General features: G+C 69.7%; 24 protein-coding genes. 9 read left to right on the top strand and 15 right to left on the bottom strand.

The window, feature by feature from the left end:
• Window positions 1-116: 116 nt before the first annotated feature.
• Window positions 117-2,276 carry a RecQ family ATP-dependent DNA helicase gene (locus tag VHD82_RS22285; RefSeq protein ID WP_325707084.1) on the bottom strand — a complete coding sequence of 720 codons (2,160 nt, stop codon included), beginning with the start codon at window positions 2,274-2,276 and terminating at the stop codon, window positions 117-119.
• Between the two features lie 234 nt (window positions 2,277-2,510).
• Here VHD82_RS22285 and VHD82_RS22280 point away from each other — a divergent pair, with 234 nt between their 5' ends.
• Window positions 2,511-2,633 carry a hypothetical protein gene (locus VHD82_RS22280; RefSeq protein ID WP_325707081.1) on the top strand — a complete coding sequence of 41 codons (123 nt, stop codon included), beginning with the start codon at window positions 2,511-2,513 and terminating at the stop codon, window positions 2,631-2,633.
• 219 nt (window positions 2,634-2,852) lie between these two features.
• Here the strand turns inward: VHD82_RS22280 and VHD82_RS22275 are convergent, their stop codons facing one another.
• Window positions 2,853-3,284 (bottom strand): hypothetical protein, encoded by a 432-nt coding sequence (locus VHD82_RS22275; RefSeq protein WP_325707078.1) that lies wholly within the window; start codon window positions 3,282-3,284, stop codon window positions 2,853-2,855.
• A 933-nt stretch (window positions 3,285-4,217) separates the two neighbouring features.
• Between VHD82_RS22275 and VHD82_RS22270 the strand changes: the two genes are divergently transcribed.
• Both VHD82_RS22270 and VHD82_RS22265 read left to right on the top strand, forming a co-directional pair.
• A complete protein-coding gene (locus tag VHD82_RS22270; protein ID WP_325707075.1) occupies window positions 4,218-5,972 on the top strand; it encodes a helicase-related protein in 1,755 nt (584 codons plus the stop codon).
• A gap of 73 nt (window positions 5,973-6,045) precedes the next feature.
• Complete coding sequence (locus VHD82_RS22265) at window positions 6,046-7,341, top strand: MFS transporter (RefSeq protein ID WP_325707072.1); 1,296 nt, start codon at window positions 6,046-6,048, stop codon at window positions 7,339-7,341.
• On the opposite strand, the gene proB is transcribed toward VHD82_RS22265, so the two are convergent.
• From proB to VHD82_RS22240, 5 genes are all read right to left on the bottom strand, one after another.
• Window positions 7,333-8,451, bottom strand: a complete 1,119-nt coding sequence (gene proB, locus VHD82_RS22260; protein ID WP_325707069.1) for a glutamate 5-kinase — start codon at window positions 8,449-8,451, stop codon at window positions 7,333-7,335. The two genes, VHD82_RS22265 and proB, sit on opposite strands and share 9 nt — an antisense overlap.
• The gene (gene obgE / locus VHD82_RS22255; RefSeq protein WP_325707066.1) at window positions 8,448-9,908 is read right to left on the bottom strand and encodes a GTPase ObgE; all 1,461 of its coding nucleotides are present in this window, start codon (window positions 9,906-9,908) and stop codon (window positions 8,448-8,450) included. The genes proB and obgE overlap by 4 nt, the downstream gene beginning before the upstream one ends.
• Window positions 9,909-10,020: 112 nt before the next feature.
• Entirely contained in the window at window positions 10,021-10,278 is a 258-nt protein-coding gene (gene rpmA, locus VHD82_RS22250) for a 50S ribosomal protein L27 (RefSeq protein WP_325707062.1), read from the bottom strand.
• 15 nt (window positions 10,279-10,293) lie between these two features.
• On the bottom strand, window positions 10,294-10,608 hold the full coding sequence (rplU, locus tag VHD82_RS22245; RefSeq protein WP_091512575.1) for a 50S ribosomal protein L21: 315 nt from the start codon (window positions 10,606-10,608) through the stop codon (window positions 10,294-10,296).
• 157 nt (window positions 10,609-10,765) lie between these two features.
• Window positions 10,766-13,951 carry an Rne/Rng family ribonuclease gene (locus VHD82_RS22240; RefSeq protein WP_325707059.1) on the bottom strand — a complete coding sequence of 1,062 codons (3,186 nt, stop codon included), beginning with the start codon at window positions 13,949-13,951 and terminating at the stop codon, window positions 10,766-10,768.
• Between the two features lie 451 nt (window positions 13,952-14,402).
• On the opposite strand from VHD82_RS22240, the gene VHD82_RS22235 reads away from it, so the two are divergent.
• Together VHD82_RS22235 and VHD82_RS36875 are read left to right on the top strand one after the other, a co-directional pair.
• On the top strand, window positions 14,403-15,386 hold the full coding sequence (locus VHD82_RS22235; protein WP_414637561.1) for a S8 family peptidase: 984 nt from the start codon (window positions 14,403-14,405) through the stop codon (window positions 15,384-15,386).
• On the top strand, window positions 15,371-15,775 hold the full coding sequence (locus VHD82_RS36875) for a S8 family serine peptidase (protein WP_414637560.1): 405 nt from the start codon (window positions 15,371-15,373) through the stop codon (window positions 15,773-15,775). The genes VHD82_RS22235 and VHD82_RS36875 overlap by 16 nt, the downstream gene beginning before the upstream one ends.
• A 4-nt stretch (window positions 15,776-15,779) precedes the next feature.
• Here VHD82_RS36875 and VHD82_RS22230 read toward each other — a convergent pair whose 3' ends face one another.
• The 5 genes from VHD82_RS22230 to ndk all read right to left on the bottom strand — a co-directional run bounded on the left by VHD82_RS22230 (window position 15,780) and on the right by ndk (window position 19,618).
• The gene (locus VHD82_RS22230) at window positions 15,780-16,601 is read right to left on the bottom strand and encodes an ABC transporter permease (protein WP_325707056.1); all 822 of its coding nucleotides are present in this window, start codon (window positions 16,599-16,601) and stop codon (window positions 15,780-15,782) included.
• A gap of 1 nt (window position 16,602) precedes the next feature.
• Window positions 16,603-17,403 (bottom strand): ABC transporter permease, encoded by an 801-nt coding sequence (locus VHD82_RS22225; RefSeq protein WP_325707053.1) that lies wholly within the window; start codon window positions 17,401-17,403, stop codon window positions 16,603-16,605.
• Window positions 17,403-18,332: an ABC transporter ATP-binding protein gene (locus tag VHD82_RS22220; protein ID WP_325707050.1), complete on the bottom strand. Its 930-nt coding sequence runs from the start codon at window positions 18,330-18,332 to the stop codon at window positions 17,403-17,405. Before VHD82_RS22220 ends, VHD82_RS22225 begins: the two co-directional genes overlap by 1 nt.
• Before the next feature lie 42 nt (window positions 18,333-18,374).
• Window positions 18,375-19,133: an IclR family transcriptional regulator gene (locus tag VHD82_RS22215; RefSeq protein WP_325707047.1), complete on the bottom strand. Its 759-nt coding sequence runs from the start codon at window positions 19,131-19,133 to the stop codon at window positions 18,375-18,377.
• Window positions 19,134-19,207: 74 nt separating this feature from the next.
• Complete coding sequence (ndk, locus tag VHD82_RS22210; RefSeq protein ID WP_325707044.1) at window positions 19,208-19,618, bottom strand: nucleoside-diphosphate kinase; 411 nt, start codon at window positions 19,616-19,618, stop codon at window positions 19,208-19,210.
• A gap of 143 nt (window positions 19,619-19,761) precedes the next feature.
• On the opposite strand from ndk, the gene VHD82_RS22205 reads away from it, so the two are divergent.
• Window positions 19,762-20,325 (top strand): dihydrofolate reductase family protein, encoded by a 564-nt coding sequence (locus VHD82_RS22205; protein WP_325707041.1) that lies wholly within the window; start codon window positions 19,762-19,764, stop codon window positions 20,323-20,325.
• Here the strand turns inward: VHD82_RS22205 and VHD82_RS22200 are convergent.
• A complete protein-coding gene (locus tag VHD82_RS22200) occupies window positions 20,307-20,438 on the bottom strand; it encodes a hypothetical protein (protein ID WP_325707038.1) in 132 nt (43 codons plus the stop codon). The two genes, VHD82_RS22205 and VHD82_RS22200, sit on opposite strands and share 19 nt — an antisense overlap.
• Window positions 20,439-20,545: 107 nt before the next feature.
• On the opposite strand from VHD82_RS22200, the gene VHD82_RS22195 reads away from it, so the two are divergent.
• Both VHD82_RS22195 and VHD82_RS22190 read left to right on the top strand, forming a co-directional pair.
• Entirely contained in the window at window positions 20,546-21,142 is a 597-nt protein-coding gene (locus VHD82_RS22195) for a TetR family transcriptional regulator (protein WP_325707035.1), read from the top strand.
• Complete coding sequence (locus VHD82_RS22190; protein ID WP_325707032.1) at window positions 21,139-22,629, top strand: FAD-dependent monooxygenase; 1,491 nt, start codon at window positions 21,139-21,141, stop codon at window positions 22,627-22,629. Before VHD82_RS22195 ends, VHD82_RS22190 begins: the two co-directional genes overlap by 4 nt.
• Window positions 22,630-22,633: 4 nt before the next feature.
• Here the strand turns inward: VHD82_RS22190 and VHD82_RS22185 are convergent, their stop codons facing one another.
• On the bottom strand, window positions 22,634-23,038 hold the full coding sequence (locus VHD82_RS22185; RefSeq protein WP_325707029.1) for a DUF4233 domain-containing protein: 405 nt from the start codon (window positions 23,036-23,038) through the stop codon (window positions 22,634-22,636).
• The gene (gene folC / locus VHD82_RS22180) at window positions 23,035-24,495 is read right to left on the bottom strand and encodes a bifunctional tetrahydrofolate synthase/dihydrofolate synthase (RefSeq protein ID WP_414637559.1); all 1,461 of its coding nucleotides are present in this window, start codon (window positions 24,493-24,495) and stop codon (window positions 23,035-23,037) included. The genes VHD82_RS22185 and folC overlap by 4 nt, the downstream gene beginning before the upstream one ends.
• Before the next feature lie 68 nt (window positions 24,496-24,563).
• Between folC and VHD82_RS22175 the strand changes: the two genes are divergently transcribed.
• Window positions 24,564-25,055, top strand: coding sequence for a class I SAM-dependent methyltransferase (locus VHD82_RS22175; protein WP_325707538.1), 492 nt, complete (start codon window positions 24,564-24,566; stop codon window positions 25,053-25,055).
• Window positions 25,056-25,061: the final 6 nt, after the last annotated feature.

Below are 25,061 nucleotides of genomic sequence, written 5' to 3'. Positions count from 1 at the left end.
ACCAAGAACCCCGTTTGGGTGACGGCCGCCGCGTTGACCAAATCCGGTGGCCACGAGGCTGGCGCCAGGTCCGCCACGGCAGAGCAACGAGTCAGTTGCACGGGGAATAGGAAAGCTCAGTTCGTCGCAGCGAGGACTAGGGGGAGCACCTGTTCGCTGCCTGCTTGGCGGAGGAGCCGAGCAGCGACGGCAAGGGTCCAGCCAGAGTCGGTGTAGTCATCCAGGAGTAGGACAGGGCCTGGAAATCGCGCCAGGGCGCCAGCCAGATCCTCAGGGACGGTGAAGGCGCCGGACAGCGCCATGAGGCGTTGGGCGGAATTGCTGCGGCGCGCCGTATGCGCACCGCTTTGGCCCGTGTAGGCCAGAGTGCCCAGGAACGGGATGCGTCCGATTCGCGCAATCCCCTGGGCGAGGGAGCCGACCAACTGGGGGTGGGTAACGGACGGCACAGCAACGACTCCCGCCGGCCGGGCAGCAGCGTCCGGGGCGTTCGAAGCCCAGCCGCCCGGAGTGCGCGCCCAGTCGGCGACGACCGCCACCGCAGCCCGCAGGACAGCCTCGGGAACCGGCCCGTCAGGTGCGTTCTCGGCCACCAGCGGGCGCAGCCGGTTGCCCCAGCCGATGTCCGAGAGCCGCCCCAGGGCACGCCCGGTGGAAGCCTGTTCCTTGGCCGATATACGCCCCTTGAGGTCGATGCCCAATGCAGGCATGCCTGTCGGCCACATCCGGCGCGGCTCAACCTCCACCCCCGGGCGGTCCAGCTCCTGCACCGCGTCTAACAGTATCTCCGCTGAAACAGCTGAATCGACCCACGTGCCCACGCAGTTGTCGCAACGCCCGCACAGGGCCGCGCCCTCGTCGTCCAGCTGCCGGCGCAGGAAATCCATCCGGCACTCGGCCGTGCGCACATAATCGCGCATGGCCTGTTGCTCGGCCGCCCGCTGCCGGGCGACCCAGGCGTACCGCTCGGAGTCGTAGACCCACTGCTCGCCGGTGGAGATCCACCCGCCCTTCACCCGCTTGACCGCGCCGTCGACATCCAGCACTTTCAGCATCGTCTCCAGTCGACTCCGCCGAAGATCCACCAGCGCCTCCAGGGCCGGCACGGACAGCGGCCGTCCCGCACTGGCGAGGGCCGAAAGGGTCTGGCGAACCTGCGCCTCGGATGGGAAGGCGCTATCGGCAAAGTAGCGCCAGATCGCCTCGTCCTCCTTGCCTGGCAGCAGCAGCACATCGGCGTGCGCCACGTCGCGCCCGGCCCGCCCCACCTGCTGGTAGTAGGCGATTGGCGAGGACGGCGCACCGAGATGGACCACGAAACCCAAGTCCGGCTTGTCGAAACCCATACCCAGCGCCGAAGTCGCGACCAGCGCCTTGACCCGGTTCGCCAGCAGGTCAGCCTCAGCCTGCAGCCGGTCGGCGTTCTCAGTGCGCCCCGTATAGGAGGCCACCCGGAAGCCGCGCTGCCGCAGAAAGAAGGCAGCCTCCTCGGCTGCGGCCACCGTCAGCGTGTAGATGATCCCGGAGCCCGTCAACTCGTCCAGATGCTCTGCTAGCCACGCAAGACGGTGCGCGGCATCCGGTAGCCGTACCACCCCCAGTCGCAGGCTTTCCCTCTCCAGCGGGCCGCGCAGCACCAGGGCCTCGCCAACGCCGGTACCCAACTGCTCAGCCACATCCGCAGTGACCCGCGCATTGGCGGTCGCCGTGGTGGCCAGCACCGGCACACTGGGGGCAAGCTCAGCGAGCATCGCCCGCAACCGACGGTAGTCGGGCCGGAAGTCGTGGCCCCAGTCGGAGATGCAGTGCGCCTCATCCACCACCAGCAGACCGGTCGTGGCCGCGAGCTTGGGCAACACCTGCTCGCGAAAATCCACAGAATTAAGGCGTTCCGGACTTACCAGGAGAACGTCGGTCTCACCGCGCTCAACCTCCTCGTAGATGGTGTCCCATTCCTCTGGGTTGGCCGAGTTGATGGTGCGCGCCCGGATACCGGCCCGCGCCGCAGACTCGACCTGGTTGCGCATCAGCGCCAGCAGCGGCGAGACGATCACCGTCGGACCGGAGCCGCGCCGACGCAGCAGAGCGGTGGCAACGAAGTACACCGCCGACTTGCCCCAGCCAGTGCGCTGCACCACCAGGGCGCGCCGACGCTCCTCGACCAGTGCCGCCACCGCCTGCCACTGATCCTCCCGTAATCGCGCCGAACCCCCTGCGTCACCGACAAGCTCAGCAAGGACGGCATCGGCTTCAGCACGGAGCTCCAGATCGCCCATGCCCCCATACAACCCGATCGCAACAACGGACTGCCAGGTAACCCAGTGCGACAAGGCTTACACGAACGGTCTACCTGCCACGCACCGACCCAGGATGCCCAGGGCCGAGCACTCGGGCCACCACCACCCCCGATCGGCACGTTTTCGCAGTTCAGGACTCCAACTCCACTGGGAATTTGAATGTCCCCTCAGCTCTGTAGCCCGACGGCCTGCTGTTGGTGGTCTGGCGTCTGTGTGTCCGCCGGTGTCGCCACCACCCCCGGCGGGGAGCCGGACGTCCACGCCGATCTGCAGCTCGACGTGGTCGGCGGCCAGCTCCGTGGACCGAGCGACAGTGATCCCGCCGCCGAGCGATAATGGGGGATTACCACCGAGATCCCGCAACACGCCACCTCTTCACGCCTTGCCCGCCAAATCCGTGATTTCCCCGCGCGCACGCGTGTGAGACGCCTCGCCGAGCTTGTGCCGGGCGCTTATCCTGGGGTGGTACGTGAGCCGCGAGTGTAGGTACTCCTTCACCACGCCGCGCTGGCCCACCACGGCGATCCGGTCCCGGCTGCCGCCGCCCTCAGCCTTTCACTGCTTCGGTTGGCCGCCCAGGACGCCGATGTACCATCGGTTCGGCCGGGGATTCCGGTCGAATACCTTGAACGAATACGTCGTATAGCACCAGACAGCGAGAATCTGGCCAGGTCCCAGCGTGATGTCCTTCCAGAACGAGACTTCCTTCCCCGCATCGCTCACCACAAACGTGAGCCGGTGGACACCGGGCGGGAGGTCGGTCCATATGACAGCACGGTTGTCCACGCTCCCTGCATACAATTCGCGCGCGCCTTCGCGAACGTACACGAATCGCAAATACCGGTAACCGGAACGGTTACTTGACGGAATCACGGAGTAGGCAAGCAACCCCGTTCTGCCCTCACGCCGCACCCTCTTCAGCTTCATGCGTGCCCGCCAGACCAACTGGCGCTCAATCAGCGGGCGCTCTTCATTGGTGTCTGGCATCTCACCTGCTCCCTCAACGCACTGCCACTCATGACCCCAGTCGATTCCGGTCGCCCGCAGCCGACATATTACAGCCACCTGCGATGGAATAGCCTAGTGAGGCGATATTCTGCAGCCACGCGCCGACGTTCAGACCCCTCGATGCCTGCCGGTAGGCCCACCGGCCTACCGCAGAGCCCGCACCTTCGGACAACTTCGATAGAGCCTTTGCGCCTGCTGCGAATCCGTAACCAGCTACTCCGGCGCCGATACGTGCCACGCTCACGGCACAGCCCGCCACGCCGCCCGTTTGGCAAGTGTATCTCGCGTCGGCTATTGACAGGGCTGTATCCGCATAAAACAGCCCGTTTCCAATTGCGCTCGCGGTTGTCGTGACCACTGCGCCGATGGCCGTATCAGCCAACAGGGTGCCGCCGACGAATTAACCGACGACTGGGATTGCCAGCGATGCCACACCCAGTCCGATTTCGAATGCGGTTCGATGGTCCCAGACGAAGTGGGCAGCCGAACACGCCCAGCTCGCCCACGACCAGCACATGCCGCTCGGATCCGTAAGGTCGAGAGGATTTCCCTGAACGTAGGGACTGTTGGATCTTCGGTGGTGCGCCGCTCGTGGCAACCCTTCAACGTCTGGCAATGCCAATAGCGAGGTTCACTGAACCGACCCAGTAAAGGCCAGAAGAGAGCAAAGCCGTGCACGCCTCCGGAGCGGAGCCTCTCGCCGCGATCGACCTCTTCGTAGATGGTGTCCCATTCCTCGGGGTTGGCCGAGTTGATCGTGCGCGCCCGGATCCCGGCCCGTGCCGCAGACTCGACCTAATTGCGCATCGGCGCCAGCAGCCGCGAGACGATCACTATCGGACCGGAGCCGCCACAACCACTCCCATCGGCACGTTTTCGCAGTTCAGGACCCCAACTCCACTGGGAATTTAAATGTCCCCTCAGCTCTGTAGCCCGGAACGGCTCAACAACCCCGAATTCCGGGACACGGTGCTGCCGAAGCTGACCGCAGGCGCGGGCCTGCTGGTGGTGGACGAGGCGCACTGCATCTCCGACTGGGGACACGATTTCCGGCCGGACTACCGGCGGTTGCGCACATTGCTGGCCGGATTGCCGGAAGGGGTTCCGGTGCTCGCCACCACGGCCACCGCGAACGACAGGGTGGTCACCGACGTCGCCGAGCAGCTGGGCGTGGGCGACGGCGGGGAAACACTGGTGCTGCGCGGCACTTTGGACCGGGAGAGCCTGCACCTGTCGGTGACCGAACTGCCGAGCCCGGAGGCACGGATCGCGTGGCTGGCCGAGCAGCTCGCCGAGCTGCCGGGGTCAGGGATCATCTACACGCTCACCGTCGCCGCGGCGCACGACATCGCCGGGCTGTTGCGCGAACACGGCTATCCGGTGGCCGCGTACACGGGCAAGACCGATCCCGCCGAACGCGCCGCGGCGGAGGACGACCTGCTGGCGAACCGGGTCAAGGCGCTGGTCGCCACATCGGCGCTGGGCATGGGGTTCGACAAGCCGGACCTGGGTTTCGTGGTGCACCTCGGCGCCCCGTCTTCGCCGATCGCGTACTACCAGCAGGTGGGCCGCGCCGGGCGCGGGGTCCGGCATGCCGAGGTGATCCTGTTGCCCGGCAAGGAAGATCGAGAGATCTGGAACTACTTCAGTTCGCTGGCCTTCCCGGACGAGCGGCGGGTGAGCCAGGCGCTGGACGCTCTCGCGCGAGCCGATCGTCCACTTTCGACAGCCGCGCTGGAACCGTTGGTGGAGCTGTCCCGGTCGCGCCTGGAGATGGTGCTCAAGGTGCTCGATGTCGACGGCGCCGTGCGGCGGGTCAAAGGCGGCTGGGAGTCCACTGGCCAGGAATGGCGCTACGACGCGGAAAGGTACGAGCGGGTGGGCCAGGCACGCGCGGCGGAGCAGCGCGCGATGCTCGACTACCAGCAGACGCCCGGCTGCCGGATGGAGTTCCTGCGGCGCCAGCTGGACGACCCGTACGCGGAGCCGTGCGGCCGTTGCGACAACTGCACCGGGCAGCGCCGCACAACGGAGATCGCGGCAAGCGTGGTCGAGGCGACAGGCCAACGGCTGCAGCGGCCGGGGGTCGAAATCGCGGCGCGGCGTCAGTGGCCGAGCGGGCTGGGCACGCTGGACGTGCCCTTGTCGGGCCGGATCCCGAAGGACGAGCAGGCGGGTTCCGGTCGTGCGCTGGGCAGGCTCACCGATGTCGGCTGGGGTAACAGGCTCCGCGAGCTCGTCGGCAGCAACGCCAAAGACGCCGAGGTGCCGGCCTCGGTGTTCCAGGCCTGCGTCGCGGTGCTGGCGGCATGGGAATGGAAGCAACGTCCGGTCGCCGTCGTCGCGCTGCCGTCCGGTACCCGGCCGAGGCTGACGGCCAGTCTCGCGGAAGGGCTGGCAGAGGTGGGGCGGCTGCGCTTCCTGGGCACGCTGGAGGCGCACGGTGAGCCGCCGCGCCGGGCCAACAGCGCGCTCCGGGTCGCGGATCTGTTGCCACGGCTGGCTTTACCACCCGGCCTGAAGCAGGAACTGTCCGGTGTGGACGGTCCGGTGCTGCTCGTGGACGACGTGGTGGACACCGGCTGGACGATGACGATGGCCACCCGGTTGCTGCGCCGGGCCGGCGCCGGGGAGGTGCTGCCCTTCGCCTTGGCAAGTACCGCCTGATTCGCCGGAGACCTTCCGAAACGCCTTGTTGTGTGGCAATCTCCCACCAACCGGCAGTGGCGTGGAGGTCCCCATGACCGAGTCGAAAGCAGTGACGGGTTCGGCGGTCCGGCATCGGCTGCCGGTCCGGAAACTGTTCGCCGCGAGCGTGGGCAATGCGCTGGAATGGTTCGACTGGACCATCTACGCCACGTTCAGCATCTACTTCGCGACGGCCTTCTTCCCTTCGGGCAACGAGACACTGGCGCAGATCAACACCTTCGCCACCTATGCGCTGGCGTTCTTCTTCCGTCCGCTGGGCGGGGTGCTACTGGGCAGATTCGCCGACGTGCGGGGCCGCAAGCCGGCGATGATCCTGACCATCAGCCTGATGGCCGGGGGTTCGGTGGTGATCGGCATCCTGCCGACGTACCACATGGTCGGCTGGCTGGCGCCGGTACTACTGGTGCTGGCGCGGATCGCCCAGGGCCTGTCACTGGGCGGCGAGGTGTCCAACGCCTCGGCCTACCTCGGGGAGATAGCGCCGCCCGCGTGGCGGGGCCGGTACTCGTCGTTCTTCTACATCTCGACGGGTTCGGCCGTGTTGATCGCCTCGGTACTGGGCTTCGTCCTGGCGCGCACGATGGACAAGGCGGAATTGAACTCCTACGGCTGGCGGATCCCGTTCCTGCTGGGCGGGGTGCTCGGCGCGATCGGGCTGTGGCTGCGGCGCAGCCTGTCCGAGACGGAACTGTTCGAACAGAGCAAGACGACGGCGCAACGGGTGCGCAGGCCGCTGCTGGCCACCCTGCGGAACCACCCGAAGGCGGTCGGGCAGCTCGTGGGCATCACCATGCTGTCCACGCTCTGCTACTACACGTTCTTCAGCGCGCTCACGCCGTTCGCGGTGAAGACACGGCACGCGGGCGACGTGGACGTGTTCCTCGCGCTGTCGATCGGCACCGCGCTGTTCGTCGTGCTGCAGTACCCCTACGGGATGCTGTCGGACCGGTTCGGGCGGAAACCGCAGCTGCTCGTGTGGTCCGGGGCGATGGCGATCCTGATCGTGCCACTGTCCACTTTGGTCCGTCCGGGGCTCGGTGGGCTGGTCGTGGTGTTCTGCGTCGGGCTGGGCCTCTACGCGGCCCTGTCCTCGCTGGCACCGGCGATCATGAGCGAGCTGTTCCCCACGACGTTGCGGGGGCTGGGCATCGGCGCCTGGTACAACCTGACCGTGGCCGTGTTCGGCGGCACCGCGCCGCTGCTGATCAGCGCGCTGGCCGCGGCGGACGCCTCTATCGCGTTCTTCTGGTACGTGGCCGGGGCGGCGGCGATCGCGTTCGTGGTGATCCTGACCCTGCCCGAAACCAAGGGCAGCGAACTAAGGTGACGTGCGGCGGAACGGGACGAGGTCGTCGGCGTGCACGACCTCGCGCCGTTGCTCGGGCGGCAGCTCGTGGCTGGAGCGGCCGATCAGATCGGGCAGCTCCCCCGCGTCGAAGGCCACCACGCCGCGGGCGACCACACGCTGTGCGGTGTCGACGAGTTCGACCACGTCACCGGCCTGGAAATCGCCGTCCACGCCGGTGATCCCGGCGGCGAGCAGGGAACGTCGCCGCCGCACCACGGCGGCGACGGCCCCGTCGTCAAGCTGCAGCCGGCCGGTGGGGCCGGCCGCATAGCCCAGCCAGAACCGGCGGGCGGAAAGCCTGCTGTCCGCGGCGACGAACGCCGTCCCGACCTCGGCTGTGGTCAGCGCGCGATCCGCCTGGTCCGCGGCGGCCAGCAGCACGGGGATCCCGGCCGCGGCGGCGGTGCGCGCGGCGGCCAGCTTGGACACCATGCCACCGGTGCCGAGCCCGGAGCTGGACATGCCGACCGCGATGCCGTGCACGTCGGAATCCCCGGCGACTTCGGTGATCTTGCGGGTGGCGCCGTCGCGGGGGTCCCCGTCGTACAGACCGTCCACATCGGACAGCAGGACGAGCGCGTCGGCGCCGATCAAATGCGCCACCAATGCGGCCAGCCGGTCGTTGTCGCCGAAGCGGATTTCCTCGGTGGCCACCGTGTCGTTCTCGTTCACCACCGGCACCGCGCCCAGCGCCAGCAGTCGCGAGAGCGTGCGCTGCGCGTTGCGATAGTGCGAGCGGCGGACCACGTCGTCAGAGGTCAGCAGCACCTGCCCGACCGTGAGCGAGAACCGGCCGAAGGACTCCGCGTACGCGTGGGCGAGAGCCAACTGCCCGACGCTGGCAGCGGCCTGCTGGGTGGCCAGATCGCGGGGCCGCTTCTTCAGCGACAGCGGAGCGAGCCCGGAACCGATCGCGCCCGAGGACACCAGCACCAGCTGGCTGCCCCGCGCTATCCGGCCCGCGACCGCGTCCACGAGCACGTTGAGCCTGTCGACATCCAGGCCCGCGCCCGCCGTGGTGAGCGCGGACGAACCGACCTTGACGACGATACGTTCAGCCGCGGCGACGGCTTTCCGGGTGCCGCTCACGCCTCGTCGTCCTCGTCGTCCTCCACCTCGTCGGGGACGCCTTCCCGGCGGATACGGCGGGCTTCCTTGCGCTCGGCGGCGCTGATCCGGCTGTGGTCCTCCAGCCGCACGTCCGTGCCACGGCCGGACAGGTGCTGCACGACGCCCGGCGTGGACGGTTGCCAGTCGAACGTGACGCCGCCGATGGTGACCGGACAGCCCGGCTTCGCACCCTGGCGAGCGAGTTGTTCTTCCACCCCAAGGCGGTTGAGGCGATCGCCGAGGTAGCCCACGGCCTCGTCGTTGGCGAAGTTCGTCTGCCGGATCCACCGCTCGGGGCGCACACCGCGCACCACGAAACCGCCCGGCTCCTCCGGGTCCGGCTCCACCGTGAACCCGGCGTCGTCCACCGCCACGGGCCGCAGCACGATGCGTTCCGCCTCGGGGGCAGGTTGCTCGGCGCGGTGCTTCTCGACGATGGCGCCGAGCGCGAAAGTCAGCTCCCGCAAGCCTTTCCGGCTCGCGGTGGACACCTCGAACACCGGCAGCCCGCGTGCCTCCAGCTCGGGCTTGACCATCTCGGCCAGCTCCGCGGCGTCCGGCACGTCGATCTTGTTCAGCACCACGACCCGGGGCCGGTCGCCCAGCTCGCCGCCGAGCGCCGGGGTGTAGCGGGCCAGTTCCGACTCCAGCGCGTCCATATCGGACAGTGGGTCGCGGCCAGGGTCGTACGTGGCGCAGTCGACGACGTGCACCAGCACGGCGCACCGCTCGATGTGGCGCAGGAAATCGAGGCCGAGGCCCTTGCCCTCGCTGGCACCCGGGATCAGCCCCGGCACGTCGGCCATCGTGAACACGGTGTCCCCCGCCGTGACCACGCCGAGGTTGGGCACCAGCGTGGTGAACGGGTAATCGGCGATCTTCGGCTTCGCCGCGGACAGCACCGAGATCAGCGAGGATTTGCCCGCCGACGGGAACCCCACCAGACCGACATCGGCGACCGACCGAAGCTCCAGCACCAGGGAGCGGGCCTCGCCCGGCTCACCCAGCAACGCGAACCCCGGCGCCTTGCGGGCGCGCGACGCGAGCGCCGCGTTGCCGAGACCACCACGGCCGCCTTGCGCCGCGACGAACTCGGTGCCCGGGCCCGTCAGGTCGGCCAGCACCTCACCGTCCTCGGTGAGCACGACGGTGCCCGCCGGAACCTTCAGCTCCAGCGTCTCCCCCGCCGCACCGGCGCGGTGGCTGCCCTGGCCCTGCTTTCCACTGCCCGCGCTGGCGTGCGGACGGAAGTGGAAGTCGAGCAGGGTGTGCACGTTCGGGTCCACGACCAACAGGACATCGCCACCGTGCCCGCCGTTGCCGCCGTCGGGGCCGCCGAGCGGCTTGAACTTCTCGCGATGCACGGAGGCACAACCGTTCCCGCCGTCGCCGGCGGCCACCTGGATCACCGCGCGGTCAACGAACCGGGACGCCATGTCTTGCCTTTCACTGGTACTGGAAAACCTGCTTCGAACACAAACGAGGGACGGACCCAGATATGTTCCGGGCCCGCCCCTCGTGGGAGAAGCTCTACGTCTGGACCGGGCCTCAGGCCTCGGACGGGACGATGTTGACCGTCTTGCGGCCGCGCTTCGCGCCGAACTCGACCGCGCCGGCGGAGAGGGCGAACAGCGTGTCATCCCCGCCACGGCCGACGTTCACGCCGGGGTGGAACTTGGTGCCCCGCTGCCGGACGATGATCTCGCCCGCCTTCACGACCTGGCCGCCGAACCGCTTGACGCCGAGGTACTGGGCGTTGGAGTCACGACCGTTGCGGGAGCTGGAAGCACCCTTCTTGTGTGCCATGCCTGCTCAGCTCCTTTACTTGCTGATTCCGGTGACCTCGACACGGGTCAGCTTCTGCCGGTGACCCTGCCGCTTGTGGTAGCCGGTCTTGTTCTTGAACTTGTGGATCCGGATCTTCGGACCCTTGGTCTGCTCGACGACCTTGCCGGTGACCGAGACCTTCGCCAACGCGTCGGCGTCCGTGGTGACCTCGCCGCCGTCGACATACAACACGGCGGGGAAGGTGTGCTCGGTGCCCGGCTCGCCCTCGAGCTTTTCGACCTCGACGACGTCGCCGACGGCCACCTTGTACTGCTTGCCGCCGGTCTTGACGATCGCGTACGCCGACACGGAAGTCTCCTGCATTACTCGACAATGGGTGAGGGCTTGCGACACGGCCCGCGCGAGGCGGCCCGGTAATCGCGCCATAGCCCGCTCAGTGGCGGGCCGTCATACAGGTTACGTGCCACCCCGGCCGCCGGCCGCACCGGGGTGGCGTAACCGGAGATCAGCTCTGGTCGGAGGCGTGCACCGGCGGGCCCGCGGGGCGCGAGGCCGCGCGGCGCGGGCGCCTGCGTGCCGAGCGCACGGCCGGGGCCGGAACTTCGACCTCGGGTTCGTCCGCCGCCGCCTTGGCCTGCTCAGGCGCCTTGGCAGGCTCGTCAGCACGCACGGCCTCAGGCGCTCCGGCAGGTGCTGCCTCCGGGGCAGTGGCGGGCTCCTCGACACGGGCGGCCTCAGGCGCCTTGGCAGGCTCGTCAGCACGCACGGCCTCAGGCGCTCCGGCAGGTGCTGCCTCAGGCGCCTTGGCGGGCTCCTCGGCACGGGCGGGCTCGGGGGCCGCGGGCGGCTCTCCAGCACGCACGCCCTCAGGCGCTCCGGCAGGTGCTGCCTCAGGCGCCTTGGCGGGCTCCTCGGCACGGGCGGGCTCGGGGGCCGTGGGCGGCTCCTCGACAGGCGCGGGCTTGGGTGCCGCGGCCGGCCGGGTGGCCCGCCTCGGCACCCGTCCGGTGACGGTGGCCCGGGCCTTCGGCTGCGCTTCGGCGGCCTCGGTCTTGGCCGGCTCAGCCACCGGCGCCTCGGACTTCGCGGGCTCGGCGGCCGGCGCCTCCGATTCCCCGGCTGCCGTCGGGGGCTCCGGCGTGTGGCCGTTCAGCGAGGCGGCGCCGGCCTGCTCGCCGTCCTCCTCCGGGCCCCTTTCGCCGTCCTCGGGCTTGCGCTTGGCCGCGTTCGCCATCGCTTGCACGGCCGTGACGACCGACTCGCGCTGCTCCGGGGTCGGGGCGTCGGAGCGCTGCTCCTGCTGCGGCTCCTCGGCCTTGCCACGGTTGCGCGAGCGACGGGAGCCGGCCGCCGGACCGTGCTGATGCCCGCCGTTGGGCGCGCCACCACCATTGCCGCCGTTGGCGCGCTGCGGCTCGGTGGAAACGATCACACCGCGGCCCTTGCAGTGCTCACAGGGGGTGGAGAACGCCTCGAGCAGCCCGGTGCCGACCTTCTTGCGGGTCATCTGGACCAGGCCCAGCGACGTCACTTCGGCGACCTGGTGCCGGGTGCGGTCCCGCCCGAGGCATTCGGTGAGCCGGCGCAGTACCAGTTCGCGGTTGGACTCCAGCACCATGTCGATGAAGTCGATCACGATGATGCCGCCGATGTCGCGCAGCCGGAGCTGGCGGACGATCTCCTCGGCGGATTCGAGGTTGTTGCGGGTGACCGTCTCTTCGAGGTTGCCGCCGGAACCGGTGAACTTGCCGGTGTTGACGTCGATCACCGTCATCGCCTCGGTGCGGTCGATGACCAGGTAACCGCCCGAGGGCAGCCACACCTTGCGGTCCAGCGCCTTGGTGATCTGCTCGTCGATCCGGTAGTCGGCGAACACGTCGCCGTTGCCGACGTAGCGCTTGAGCCTGTCCGCCAGATCCGGCGCGACGTGCCCGACGTAGGCGTTGATCGTGTCCCACGCCACGGAGCCCTGGACCTCCAGCTTGGCGAAGTCCTCGGTGAACAGGTCGCGGACGACCTTGACCAGCAGGTCGGGCTCTTCATAGAGCATGGTCGGCGCGGAGGACTTCTTGCCCTTGCCCGAGGCCGAGTCCGCCTTCTCCTTGATGACCTCCCACTGGGCCTTCAGGCGGCGGACGTCCCGCTCCAGCTCCTCCTCGCTGATGCCCTCCGAGGCGGTACGGATGATCACGCCCGCGTCCTCGGGGACGATCCGCTTGAGGATGTCCTTGAGCCTGCGGCGCTCGTTCTCCGGGAGCTTCCGGGAGATGCCGGTGGCACCGCCGGCGGGCACGTACACCAGGAAGCGGCCCGGCAGCGAGATCTGGGTGGTCAGCCGGGCACCCTTGTGCCCGACCGGGTCCTTGGTGACCTGCACCAGCACGTTGTCACCGGTGGAGAGCGCCTGCTCGATCTTGCGGGACTTGCCCTCCAGGCCGGCGGCGTCCCAGTCGACCTCACCGGCGTAGAGCACGGCGTTGCGCCCGCGGCCGATGTCGACGAACGCGGCTTCCATCGACGGCAGCACGTTCTGCACGCGGCCCAGGTAGACGTTGCCGACGATCGAGCCGCTGCCCGAGGACGTCACGAAGTGCTCGACCAGCACCCCGTCCTCCAGCACGCCGATCTGGGTGTTGTCGCCGCGCTCGGCGACGACCATCGTGCGCTCGACGGACTCGCGGCGGGCCAGGAACTCGGACTCGGACAGGATCGGCGCGCGGCGGCGGCCCGCCTCGCGGCCGTCCCGGCGGCGCTGCCGCTTGGCCTCCAGCCGGGTGGAGCCGCGCACGCTGCGCACTCCGTCACCCTTGACCGTGGTGCCCTTGTCCTTGTCTTTTTCCTTGTCCTGCTCGGCCTTGGCCTCGCGGACGTGCACGACCGTGTTCGGCGGGTCGTCGGTGGAGGACTCGCCGGACTCGTCGTCGGCGCTCTTGCGGCGGCGGCGACGCCGGCGGCGACGGCTCGAGCTGTCCGAGTCGTCGTTGTCCTCGTTGTCGTCCCGCTCGGGGTCCGACTCGGGCTTGGCCTCATCCTCGGCCTTGCCGTCCTCGGCCTGGTCCTGCTCGTTCGACTCGTTCTCGGCCGAGTCCTCGCCACCCTTGCCGCGGCCGCGGCCGCGGCGCCCGCGACGACGGCGACGGCGGCCGGCGGCCTCGTCACTGTCGTCGGAGTCCTTGTCGGCGGCGTCGGCCTGCTCGGCAGGCTCTTCCTCGACGGCAGCGGGCTTCGGCTTCGACCTGGGCTCCGGCCGCTCCGCCGCGGACGGCTCGGGCGGCAGGAACACCGGCGACGGGGCGGCGAACACCGGCACGTGCGCCATCGGGCGGCCGGGTTCCGGCTGCGGTTCGGGCTCGGGCTCGGCGGCGGCCGCCGGCTCCGGTGCCTGCTCCGGGGTGGCCGGAGCGGCGGGGACAGCCGCTTCCGGCGCCGCGACGGCGCTCTCGGTCTCTTCGGCCGGCCCGGCGAGGGCCTCGGCCACCTTGACGGCAACCTCGCGCGGCACGCTGGACTGCGCGCTGCGGGCTGTCTCGCCCAGTTCGGTCAGCTTCGCCAGTACGTCCCGGCTGTTGGAGCCGAGCAGCTTCGCCAGTGCGTGCACACGCACCCTGGCGGGCAGTTCACCCAACGGGCCTGCCGCGGGTGTGGCGGTGCTCCCGCCGGTGTTCTCGGCGGGTGTTTCCGCGTTCGACATATGTCTCCTCCGCCCCCGGGCGCGTCTGCCAGCCATCGGCTGGAAGGACGCGGCCGCGCAGGGGCCCCTTCCTGTCCTGTTCCGCCGGGGTGGTCACCGCCGACGGGAATCCTGTGCCTCTCTCGCCCGGAAGGCGCCGGCTTCCCGGCACCCGCCGAAGGCAGGTCAACTCGATCACGTGCCGGCCGGGCCGACGGCTTCCCACTCCGCCTCCCACGGCGTCGAGCCGCCCGTGCCGGGCGGCGACGACCTGGGGCTCTTCCAGCATGTCACCGGACCACCGGAGCCGGATCGCACGCGGCTCTCGCGGGCATCCCGGCTCGGCGGCCACCCCGAGTATCCCACACGGCACCACGACGCCGCGTCCTCTCCGGCTTCACGGGCGCGTTCGGCCTCCGGCCGGGCGAACAACGGACGTTCCGGTTGTCCGCTCCCGCGCAGGTGGCCTACGGTGCCGCTCGTACTGCCGATCCCGGTGGAGGTCCACGTGTCCGCGTGCGGACGGTCCCTGCTGGTGGCGGCCTGCGCCGCGCTGGCCGCTTCCGTTCCGGTGCCCGCCTTCGCGGCCGGCGAGACTGCACGACGAACGGGCCTGCTCAGCGGGTACCTGCTCGTCTTCTCACAGGATACCGCCGCGGAGGAGGCGAACCGGCAGGTCGAGGGCACCTGCGGGGAAACCTCGGTGTTCCATCCGCGGATCGCGGTCGGGGTGGCCACCTCGGCGGATCCGGAGTTCGCGGACCGGTTCGGCGAGGACAGGTTCAGCTCGCGGACCGGGCAGCGCGCGGCGCGGGCCAGACTGGCGGCCACCGATCCCGGAGACATCGCCCACGCCGACCGCACGGACGAGCAGTGGGACCTGCCCGCGATCGGCGCACCGGGCGAAGGCAGCCCGGACGTCGTGGCCGGGGTGCTCGACTCGGGTATCCAGGCGGATCATCCCGAACTCGCGCACGCGATCGACCGGGAGGACTCCGCGGGGCGCCTGACCGGCGTGCCGGATCAGGACGAAAGCGCGTGGCTGGCGACGACCTCGGCTCATGGCACGCACGTCGCGGGCATCATCGCCGCCGCGGACGACGGGCGCGGGACCACCGGGGTCGTGCCCGGGACGCGGGTGGCGTCGGTGAAAGTGATCGACGACAGCGGCTACACCACGCCGGAAGCGACGGTGTGCGGACTGATGTGGGCGGCCCGGCGGCACATGACCGTGACCAACAGCAGTTTCGTCGTGGACCCGTGGGGGCTGGCGTGCTCCGGCGGCCCGGGCTACGGCGTGGTCCGCGAAGCGCTCGCGCGGGCGGTGCAGTACTCGACCGAAGCGGGCACGCTCGATGTCGCGGCGGCGTCGAACCAGTCGGCCCGCCTGACCCCGTCACCGCGCGCGGGCGATCCGGATGCGAAGCGCTGCCGGCCGGATTGCGTGACGTCGTAGCCGTTTCCGCCATCGGGCGGGACGGAGTCAAAGCGGGATACAGCTCTTACGGGCTCGGCGTGGTGGATCTGGCGGCACCCGGCGGCGCCACGGGCGACTGCATGCTTTCGACTGTGCCGGACGGGTACGCGCGGATGTGCGGCACGTCGATGGCCGCCCCGCACGTGGCGGGGGTGGCGGCGGCCGTAGCGGCCGAGCATCCCGGGCCCGGCCCTTCCGGGCTGCGCGCGGCGTTGGACGAAGGCGCGCGGCCGGTGCCCTGCCCGAGCGACGACGACCTCACCGCCCACGGGCAGCAGGACGGGTTCTGCGCGGGATACACCGGCTACAACGGGTTTTACGGGCACGGCGTAGTGGACCTGCCCGGCGCGCTGGCCGCCGCCGGCTGAACCATCACCGCAGGAGCAGGTGGGTCAGGCGGCGGGCGGCGGCCCAGACGCCGACCACGGCGAGGGCGAGCAGGTACGCGAGATGGCCGAGCATACCGGGATGCAGGGCGCCCGTCGCGAGCTCGCGCATCAGCTGAACACCGTGGTACAGCGGGAAACACTCGACGACGACCTGCAGCGGCGGCGGGTAGACACTCAACGGGTAGAAGGTCGTGGAGAACAGGAACATCGGCATCACGGCGAGCTGGATGTAGTCGAACTGCGACGGGGAGCGCAGGAACGTCGCGCAGGCCATCCCGATCGCCGCGAAGGCGAACGCCACCAGCACCGCCACCGGCACCAGCAGCACCGCCCACCAGGACGTGACCAGCCCCATCGCGAGCATCACGCCGAAGAACGCGACCCCGTAGATCCCGCCGCGCAGCACTGCCCACGAGATCTCGCCGATGGCGATGTCCAGCGGGCCGATCGGGGTGGCCAGCATCGCGTCGTACGTCTTGGCGTAGCGGAACTTGAAGAACACGTTGAAGGTGGAGTCGAAGACCGCGCCGTTCATCGCCGAGGACGCCAGCAGCGCGGGCGCGACGAACGCGACGTAGCTCATCGGCCGCCCGTCCGGCCCGGCAACCTCGCTGACCAGCTTCCCGAAGCCGATCTGGAAGGCCACCAGATAGAACAGCGGCTCGAAGACGCCGGACACGAACACCAGCCACATCCGCGAGTACGCGAGCGCCGAACGTTCGATGAGCTTGCTCGCGCGCCCGGCGTACAACCCGGGCGGCAGGATCCGCAGCAGCAGTCCCCGCCGCTGCTCGATCGTCGTCATCTCAGACCACCAGCCGTCGGTAGAAGTACCGGCGCGCCAGCACGACCCCCAGCGCCAGCAACGCGGCCAGGAACGCGAAGTGACCGAGCATCGCCCACGGCCCGACCCCGCCGAGGGTGACCCCGCGGGCCAGCTGGTTTCCGTGCCACAGCGGGGAAATCCAGGCCAGCCAGCGCAGCGCCAGCGGGATCTGCGCGATCGGGAAGAACGTGCCGGCGAACAACGTCATCGGCATCACCACGAACCGGAACAGGGCGTTGAACCGGAAACCCTCGTCGAAGGTCGTCGCCGCGAAGGCCGTGACCGGTGCGGCGCAAGCGATCCCGGTGAAGACGCCGACCAGCACGACCAGGATCGCCCCGGCGTTGAGCCAGGCCCCGAACGCGAGCGCGATCAGCGCGTACACGGTGCCGGCCAGCAGCAAGCGCAGCCCGACCCACAGCAGGTGCCCGCCCAGCAGCTGGCCGGCGCTGACCGGCGTGGCGGTGACCGCGAGATAATCCTTCTGCCACTTGAACCCGGACAGCACCGGGTACGTCGACTCCCCCACCGCGGTCTGCAGCGCCGCCGAGACCAGCAAGGCGGGCGCGATGTACTCCAGGTACGACAGCCCGCCGGTGGCGGGCCCGGCCGGCACCTGCGAACCGAACCCGAGGCCCATCGCGACCAGGAACAGCAGCGGCTGCAGCCCGGAGGAATAGAGGTTGGACTTCCAGTACCGGCGGTACCAGGCCCAGCTCCCCTCGACACGCAGCCACGCCGCGCGCCAGGAACCGACCACCCGCCCCGTGGAAACGACCATCAGTCCACCAACGTCCGGCCGGTCAGGCGCAGGAAGACGTCCTCCAGGCTGCTGCGGCGCACCAGGCTCGACACCGGCCGGATCCCGCGCGCGTGCACCTGTTCCAGCGCCGCCTCCCCCGCCTCGGTGTAGAGCAGGATGCGGTCCGGCAGCACCTCCGCCCGGTCGGCAAGCTCCGCCAGTCCGGCGGCCGGAACCTGTTGTCCCACCGGGAAACGCAGCTCCAGCACCTCGCGCGTGGAGTAGCGGGCGATCAGCTGCGCCGGGGAGCCTTCGGCGACGATCCGGCCGTTGTCCATCACCACCAGCCTGTCGCAGAGCTGCTCTGCCTCATCCATGTAATGAGTGGTGACGATGAGCGTGACGCCCTGGGCCTTCAGCCGGAACAGCCTGTCCCACAACAGATGCCGCGCCTGCGGATCCAGCCCCGTCGTCGGCTCGTCGAGCAGCAGCAGCTCGGGCTCGTTGACCAGGGAGCGCGCGATGGTGAGCCGGCGCTTCATGCCGCCGGACAGCGGCTCGACCTCCGCCTCGGCCCGGTCGGAGAGTTGCGCGAACTCCAGCAGCTCCACGGCCTTGCGCTTGACCTCCGCCCGCGACAGCCCGAAATACCGGCCGTAGACCTGCAGGTTCTGCCGGACTGTCAGCTCGTTGTCGAGATTGTCCTGCTGTGGCACGACACCGAGCCGCGCGCGGATCCGCGGGCCCTGCGTGGCCGGATCCATGCCGAGCACCCTCAGCTCACCATCGGTTCGCGGCGAGACGCAGGCGATCATGCGCATGGTGGAGGATTTCCCGGCGCCGTTGGGCCCGAGGAAACCGAAGGCCTCACCCCGGCGGACCTCGACATCGATCCCCCGGACGGCCTCGAACTCGCCGAAACGCTTCGTGAGCGCCTTGGCCTGTACCAATGTCGGTTCGTCGTCCACGCTGTGCACATTAGGGCGGGGCACCGACAGTTTTCGACCGGTTTACCGGCTACCGGCCAGTTCCCGGGAGACCGCGAAGGCCGCGGTGCGCACCGCGGGAGCGAGCCTGTCCAGATCCAGTCGCTCGGCGCTGCCGGTGATCGAGATGGCGGCCAGCAGCCGTCGATGCGAGTCGTAGACCGGAGCGGCGACGGCGGCTACGCCGACTTCGGACTCCTCGCGGTTCACGCCGTAACCCCGCTCCTGCGCGCGATCGAGCTCTCGGCGCAGCAGCCCGGGCGCGACGATCGTGCGCGCGGTCTTGCGGGCGAGCCCGGCGGCGGCGATGCGGTGGAAATAGGCGAGCGGGCCGAGCGCGAGGAAGATCTTGCCGGTGGCCGTGCAGTGCACCGGCATCCGGGAACCGACCCTGGACAGGATAGGGGTCGAGCGATGCCCGGTGACCTTTTCCAGGAACAGCGTGTGCTCGCCGTCCGGCACGGCCAGGTGGATGTTCTCGTGCGTCGACTCGTAGAGGTCCTGCAGATAGGGCAGGGCGGCTTCACGCAGGTCCCGCCGCCGCGGTACTCGTTGGCCCAGCTCGAAAAGCTTGAGGCCCAGCCGGTACGACTGCCCCGCTCGTTCCAGCCCGCCCCAGCGGACCAGCTCCCCGACCAGCCGGTGCGCGGTCGCCTTCGGCAACCCCGTGCGGTCGGCCAGTTCCGCGAGGGTGAGCTCGGTATCGGCGGTCTGAAAAGCGTCCAGCAACAGGAACCCACGAGCCAGCACGGATTTGGGCAAATCGCCGACGGTGGCGGTCATGGGGTGATGGTGGACCGTGCCGGTCCGGGACGCAACGCTTGTGATCGATCCGCGTCCCGGACCGGCCGTTCAGTTCACAGGTCCGGGAACCACAGCTTCAGCTCGCGCTCGGCGGACTCCGGCGAATCCGAGCCGTGCACCAGGTTGAACTGGGTCTCCAGCGCGAAATCGCCGCGCAGGGTGCCCGGGGTGGCCTTCTCCACCGGGTCGGTTCCGCCGGCCAGCTGGCGGAACGCCGCGATCGCGCGGGGGCCCTCCACCGCGATGGCCACGACCTTGCCGGAGGTGATGAACTCCAGCAGATCGCCGAAGAACGGCTTCTCCTTGTGCTCGGCGTAGTGCTCCTCGGCGACCGAACGCGCCACGGTCCGCAGCTCCACCGCGACCAGTTTCAGGCCCTTGCGCTCGATCCGGGAAATGACCTCGCCGACGAGACCGCGCTCCACGCCATCGGGCTTGACCAGGACGAGCGTGCGTTCACTCACGACTTTGTTACTCCTTGATTAATGCCGGCTATTGAGCGCAGCCTAACGGCCGGGGTGCCCTCACCCCGGTCCGGTCCGGCGAACAGTGAGTGCGCTGCCATTTCGTGCAACGATGAGCCGGATCCAGCACTGAGGGGGCCTTGATGCGCAGCGTGACCTACTCGATGACCGTGTCGCTGGACGGCTACGTCGTCGGGCCGGACGGTTCCTTCGACTGGACGCCACCCGACGAGGAGGTCTTCGGCCTCGCCACCGACGAGGTCCGCGGCCTCGGCGTCCACTTGCTCGGACGACGGCTTTACGAGGCCATGCTCTATTGGGAGACCACCGACCAGAATCCGTCGCTCGACTACTCGACGCGCGAATTCGCCGCGACTTGGCGGGCGCTCCCGAAGGTCGTGTTTTCCACAACCTTGTCAGCAGTGCGGGGAAACGCGCGCCTGGCTTCCGGTGGTCTGGCGGCGGAGATCGAGCGCTGGCAGGCCGAACCGGGTGACGGCGACATCGCCATCGGCGGTGCGACTCTCGCCGCCGAAGCAGCCGAATTGGGACTGATCGACGAGTACCGCGCCAGGGTCTGCCCGGTACTGGTCGGGGGTGGGCGTCCCTTCTTTTCCCGCCACGAGCGCCGGGTGAACCTCGAACTCGTCGAGTCCCGCACCTTGCGTTCGAAAGTGGTCTACCTCCGCTACCGCGTGGCCCGCTGAGCCGTGACCCGCTGCAGGCCTTCGTTGGTGCGCAAGCCATAGCCGAAGACGCGGTCGATGCAGATGTGCCCGCCGAGGGCGAATACGGCCTTGTGGTCATCCTCCAAGAGCACCCGATTGTTTTCGAGAGCGCCGCTCTCTGTTGGGCCACTCCGCACCCAGTGATTTGCCTATCACGAAAATTTGCGTGCCGCGCAAGTTTGGCGCTAACGTCGAAGACATGGGGTTGCGGGAGCGAAAGAAGCAGGAAACGCGTCAGGCGCTCAGTGACGCGGCGCTGCACCTGGCCGTCGAGCGCGGACTGGAGCATGTCCGGGTCGAGGACATCGCGGCGGCAGCCAACGTATCCCCGCGCACGTTCAACAACTACTTCCCCAGCAAGCAGGCCGCGATCGTGTGGCGGGCGGTCCAGCGCACCACGGGCGTCGCCGAGCATCTCCGCGCCCGGCCGGCCGACGAACCGTTGTGGGACGCGGTCACGAAGGCCGCGCTCACGCCGTACGCGAACGCCGGGACGCCCGGGGAGCCGTGGCTTGCCGGGGTCCGGATGATGCTGGGAAACCCAGCCCTGCAAGCGGAATTCCTGCTCAGCTCCCGGACGGCACAGGACGAGCTGGCCAAGGCCGTCGCCGACCGGCTCGGCACCGATCCCGCACAGGACCTGCGGCCGCGGCTGGTCTCGGGCGCGATCCAGCTCGCCGTCCAGGTGGCCGGCGAGCAGTGGCTGCGCGCCGATCCGCCGGTGCCGCTGGAAACCCTGCTCCGCCAAGCACTTTCCCGGATCCACCTCGAACTCGACGAAAAGAGACCGTCATGACCGAAGACGTCGTCATCGCGGGCGCCGGCCCGAACGGGCTGTTCCTGGCCTGCGAGCTGCGCCGCGCCGGGGTGAAAACCGTTGTGCTGGAACGGCTCGAAGAGCCGGCCACCGTGCCGAAGGCCAACGGGCTCGTCGGCCGCGTGGTGCAGATGCTGGACTACCGCGGGCTGTACGAACGGATCTCGGGCGGCGCGAGGCCCACCCCGGCGCCCGGTTACCAGTTCGCCGGCTTCCCGCTGGAACTGCGGTCGCTGGGCGAGCATCCGCTGTATGTGCTGCCGATCCCGCAACGCACGCTGGAAGCGCGGCTGACGGAGATCGCGCTCGAACTGGGTGCGGAAATCCGGCGTGGGCACGAGGTGCTCTCGTTCGTCCAGGACGAGGAAAAGGTCACGCTGGAGACCAACCACGGCACGCTGGAGACGCGCTACCTCGTGGGCGCGGACGGCGGGCACAGCACCGTCCGGAAACTGGCGGGCATCGACTTCCCCGGCACCAGTGACGACAGGTTCACGTCACTGAGCGGGCGCGTGGTGGTGGACCCCGCCGTGTTCACCGCGGCCGGGGAAATCGATACCCCGGACGGCCCGGTACGGCGCCTTCAATGGCACCGCTCGCCGCGCGGCGCGTTCGCCTTGGGCCAGTTCACGCCAGGGCCCGCCACAGTCAGCGTGCTCGAATGGAACCGGCCGCCGGTGGCCGAGGACGTTCCCGTGACGCTGGAAGAACTCCGCGCGGCGGCGGAACGGGTGCTGGGCCGGGAACTGCCGATCACCCGGCCCGAGCGGGACGACCCGCTCGCCTGGCGGCGGCGCACGGGTAGCAACGCGCGCCAGGCCGATCGTTACCGCGAAGGCCGGGTGCTGCTGGTCGGCGACGCGGCGCACGTCCATCCCGCGGTCGGCGGGCCGGGCCTGAACCTGGGTCTGCAGGACGCGCTCAACCTCGGCTGGAAGCTCGCCGCCGAGGTGCAGGGCCGGGCCCCGGCGGGGCTGCTCGACACCTACGAGAGCGAGCGGCTTCCCTTGGGGCGCAGGGTGTTGCTGCAGACCCAGGCGCAGATGACGCTGCTCTCCCCCGGTGCGGACGTCGGTGCGGTGCGGGAACTGTTCGGCGAGTTACTGGACGAAGGCGTCGTCCGGCGGCGGATCGCCGAACTGCTCGCGGGCGCCGACGTGCACTACGAGCTGAACGCGCCCGCGCATCCCTTGCTGGGCAACTGGATGCCCGATCTCCCGCTGCGCGCCGACGGGGTGAGCAGGGTGGCCGAACTGATGCGCTCCGGGCGTGCGGTGCTGCTCGACTTCACCGGCGAACTCCGCGGCTTCGAGCACGGGCGCGTGACCTACGTGCGGGCCGAAACCGTTGAGCCACCGGCGAATGCCGTGCTGATCCGGCCCGACGGGTTCGTCGCGTGGGCCGGTGGCGCGGGGCTCGGCGAGGCGCTGGGGCAGTGGTTCGGCGCCGCCGCGTTGCCGGTCTGACGGTTTACTCCGCGGGCTGCTGCTGGCTGGGTAGTGTGCCCGCGGCCATCCGGCGGGCGACGTCTCGACGCAGCCACAATGCCCACAGCCAGAAAGCCAGGAACAGCAACCCGATCACGCCGATGGCCGTGACCGACAGGAAGAAGAACGCGACCAGGACCACCTGCAGTGCGAGGATCACCGGCACCGCCCACGGCCGGCGCACGAACCCGCAGAGCAGCACGCACAGCACGGCCACCGCGACCACGGTCCAGCCCTTGCCGGTGCCGACCCCGCCGCCGAGCCGGGCGATCACCGGGACCGCGAGGCCGACGGTGATCGCCTCCATGATCAGGGCGCCGGACATCACCCCGCGGAATCCCTTCATCGGGTCCTTCGCGGGCGGCCGGACGGTCTTCTCCTCGGTCATGCGGGCTCCTTCCCGAACAGGGTGCGCGCTTCACCCGCCGTGACCACCGAGCCCGTCACCAGCACACCGCCGCCTGCCAAGGGTTCTTCCGGGTCTTCGCTCTCCTCGACCAGCGCCACCGCTGTCTCCACCGCGGCGTCCAGGCTCGGCTCGGCGACCACCCTGTCCTCGCCGAACACCGAGATGGCCAGGTCGTTCAACTCGTCCAGCGGCATCGCGCGCGGGGAGCTGTTGCGCGTCACGACCAGATCGGACACCACCGGCTCGAGCGCTTCGAGGATGCCGCGCGCGTCCTTGTCCGCCATCACCCCGACCACCGCCGCCAGGCGCCGGAAGGCGAACTCCTCGGCGATCGTGGCCGCCAGCGCCCGCGCGCCATGCGGGTTGTGCGCCGAGTCGAGCAGCACGGCCGGGGCCGCGCGCACGCGCTCCAGCCGTCCCGGGTTCTCGACCTCGGCGAACGCCTCGCGCACCGCGTCGATCACCAGCTGCCTGTCCTTGCCCGCACCGAAGAACGCCTCGACCGACGCGAGCGCCAGCGCGGCGTTGTTGGCCTGGTGCAAGCCGTGCAGCGGCAGGAAGATCTCCTCGTACACACCGCCGAGGCCCTGCAGTTTCAGCAGCTGCCCGCCGACGGCGATTTCCCTTTGCAGCACACCGAATTCACTGCCCGCGCGGGCGACGGTGGCGTCCACCTCGATCGCGCGCGCCAGCAGCACCTTCTGCACCTCGGGCTCCTGCTCGGACAGCACCGCGACACTGCCGGGCTTGATGATCCCGGCCTTCTCCCCCGCGATTCCGGTGATGTCGCTGCCGAGGTACTCGACGTGGTCGATGCCGATCGGGGTGATGGTGGCGACCTGGCCGTCGGCCACGTTCGTCGCGTCCCAGGTGCCGCCGAGGCCGACCTCGACCACCGCGGCCTCCACCGGCGCGTCCGCGAAGGCCGCGAAGGCCATCCCGGTGAGCACCTCGAACTTGCTCATCGGCGGGCCGCCCGCGCCGTCGACCATCCGCACATACGGCTCGATGTCGCGGTAGATCTCGACGTAACGCGACGCCGGGATGGGCATGCCGTCGAGCGCGATGCGCTCGGTGACCAGCTGCAGATGCGGGCTGGTGTAACGGCCGACGCGCAACCCCATCCTGGTCAGCAGCGCGTCGATCATGCGGGCCGTCGAGCCCTTGCCGTTGGTGCCGGCCACGTGCAGCACCGGATACGTCTTCTGCGGGTCGCCGAGCACCGTGACCAGCGCCTTGATCCGGTCGAGGGAGGGCTCGATCTTGGTTTCCGGCCAACGCTGGTTCAGCTCGGCCTCGACCCGCAGCAGCTCCTGGCGCGCCTGGCGCTCGATCGCCGCGACGTCAACGGTCTCGGTTTCCTCGGGCTCGTCAGGCAGAGGTCCGGCCACGAAGTTGTCGCCGCTGGACAGCTCGGCTGGATAGTCCTCTTCCACGGTTGTCAAGTCTACGTTCGCGGTTTCGGGCATCTTGGTCCCATGCCCTTTAACCACAATCACCACTACTGGACGTCGGCTGCGGGACAGGGCTTTTCGCGCGCAGGCTGGCGGCGGCCGGGCTGACCGTCACCGGGATCGACGCGAACCGCGAGGTCGTCGAGGTGGCCCGTGCGCTCGGTCCGGAGCAGTACCGGCACGAGGACATCACGGCGGCGGACCTGGGCGAGGCCCGCTTCGACTTCATCTCCTGCCCCGCCTCGCTGCACCATGTGCCGTTCGGCACGGTCTCGAAGCTCCGGCGGGCACTCGCGCCGGGCGGGGTCCTGGCTGTGCTCGGGCCGGCCAAGCCGTGCGCGTCACAGGAGTTCGCCAAATGGATCGGGGCGATTCCGCCGAACCTCGGCGCGCGGCCGGCCTGGCCACCGGCGAGCGGCTCAACGGCGGAGCAGACGTCCTGCCACGACCGCCGGTGCGCCGCGCGAATCGGCGGCGCTGCTGCCGGGCGGACCGTGCGGCCGCTCGTGTTCTGGCGGTATCTGCTCGTCTACCGCGGGTGAGTTCCA

Source organism: Amycolatopsis sp., assembly GCF_035546795.1.
GTDB lineage: Bacteria > Actinomycetota > Actinomycetes > Mycobacteriales > Pseudonocardiaceae > Amycolatopsis_E.
This window is presented reverse-complemented; position numbering and strand designations above follow the sequence as displayed.

Bases quoted from the DNA above. Each gene is read 5' to 3' on its own strand.
- VHD82_RS22195 (WP_325707035.1), top strand. From the start codon at position 20,546: ATGGGGTTGCGGGAGCGAAAGAAGCAGGAAACGCGTCAGGCGCTCAGT.
- VHD82_RS22190 (WP_325707032.1), top strand. From the start codon at position 21,139: ATGACCGAAGACGTCGTCATCGCGGGCGCCGGCCCGAACGGGCTGTTC.
- rpmA (WP_325707062.1), bottom strand. From the start codon at position 10,278: ATGGCACACAAGAAGGGTGCTTCCAGCTCCCGCAACGGTCGTGACTCC.
- VHD82_RS22240 (WP_325707059.1), bottom strand. From the start codon at position 13,951: ATGTCGAACGCGGAAACACCCGCCGAGAACACCGGCGGGAGCACCGCC.
- obgE (WP_325707066.1), bottom strand. From the start codon at position 9,908: ATGGCGTCCCGGTTCGTTGACCGCGCGGTGATCCAGGTGGCCGCCGGC.
- VHD82_RS22285 (WP_325707084.1), bottom strand. From the start codon at position 2,276: ATGGGCGATCTGGAGCTCCGTGCTGAAGCCGATGCCGTCCTTGCTGAG.
- VHD82_RS22185 (WP_325707029.1), bottom strand. From the start codon at position 23,038: ATGACCGAGGAGAAGACCGTCCGGCCGCCCGCGAAGGACCCGATGAAG.
- VHD82_RS22205 (WP_325707041.1), top strand. From the start codon at position 19,762: ATGCGCAGCGTGACCTACTCGATGACCGTGTCGCTGGACGGCTACGTC.
- VHD82_RS22230 (WP_325707056.1), bottom strand. From the start codon at position 16,601: ATGACGACGATCGAGCAGCGGCGGGGACTGCTGCTGCGGATCCTGCCG.
- VHD82_RS22225 (WP_325707053.1), bottom strand. From the start codon at position 17,403: ATGGTCGTTTCCACGGGGCGGGTGGTCGGTTCCTGGCGCGCGGCGTGG.
- VHD82_RS22215 (WP_325707047.1), bottom strand. From the start codon at position 19,133: ATGACCGCCACCGTCGGCGATTTGCCCAAATCCGTGCTGGCTCGTGGG.
- VHD82_RS22265 (WP_325707072.1), top strand. From the start codon at position 6,046: ATGACCGAGTCGAAAGCAGTGACGGGTTCGGCGGTCCGGCATCGGCTG.
- VHD82_RS22270 (WP_325707075.1), top strand. From the start codon at position 4,218: ATGTCCCCTCAGCTCTGTAGCCCGGAACGGCTCAACAACCCCGAATTC.
- VHD82_RS22275 (WP_325707078.1), bottom strand. From the start codon at position 3,284: ATGCCAGACACCAATGAAGAGCGCCCGCTGATTGAGCGCCAGTTGGTC.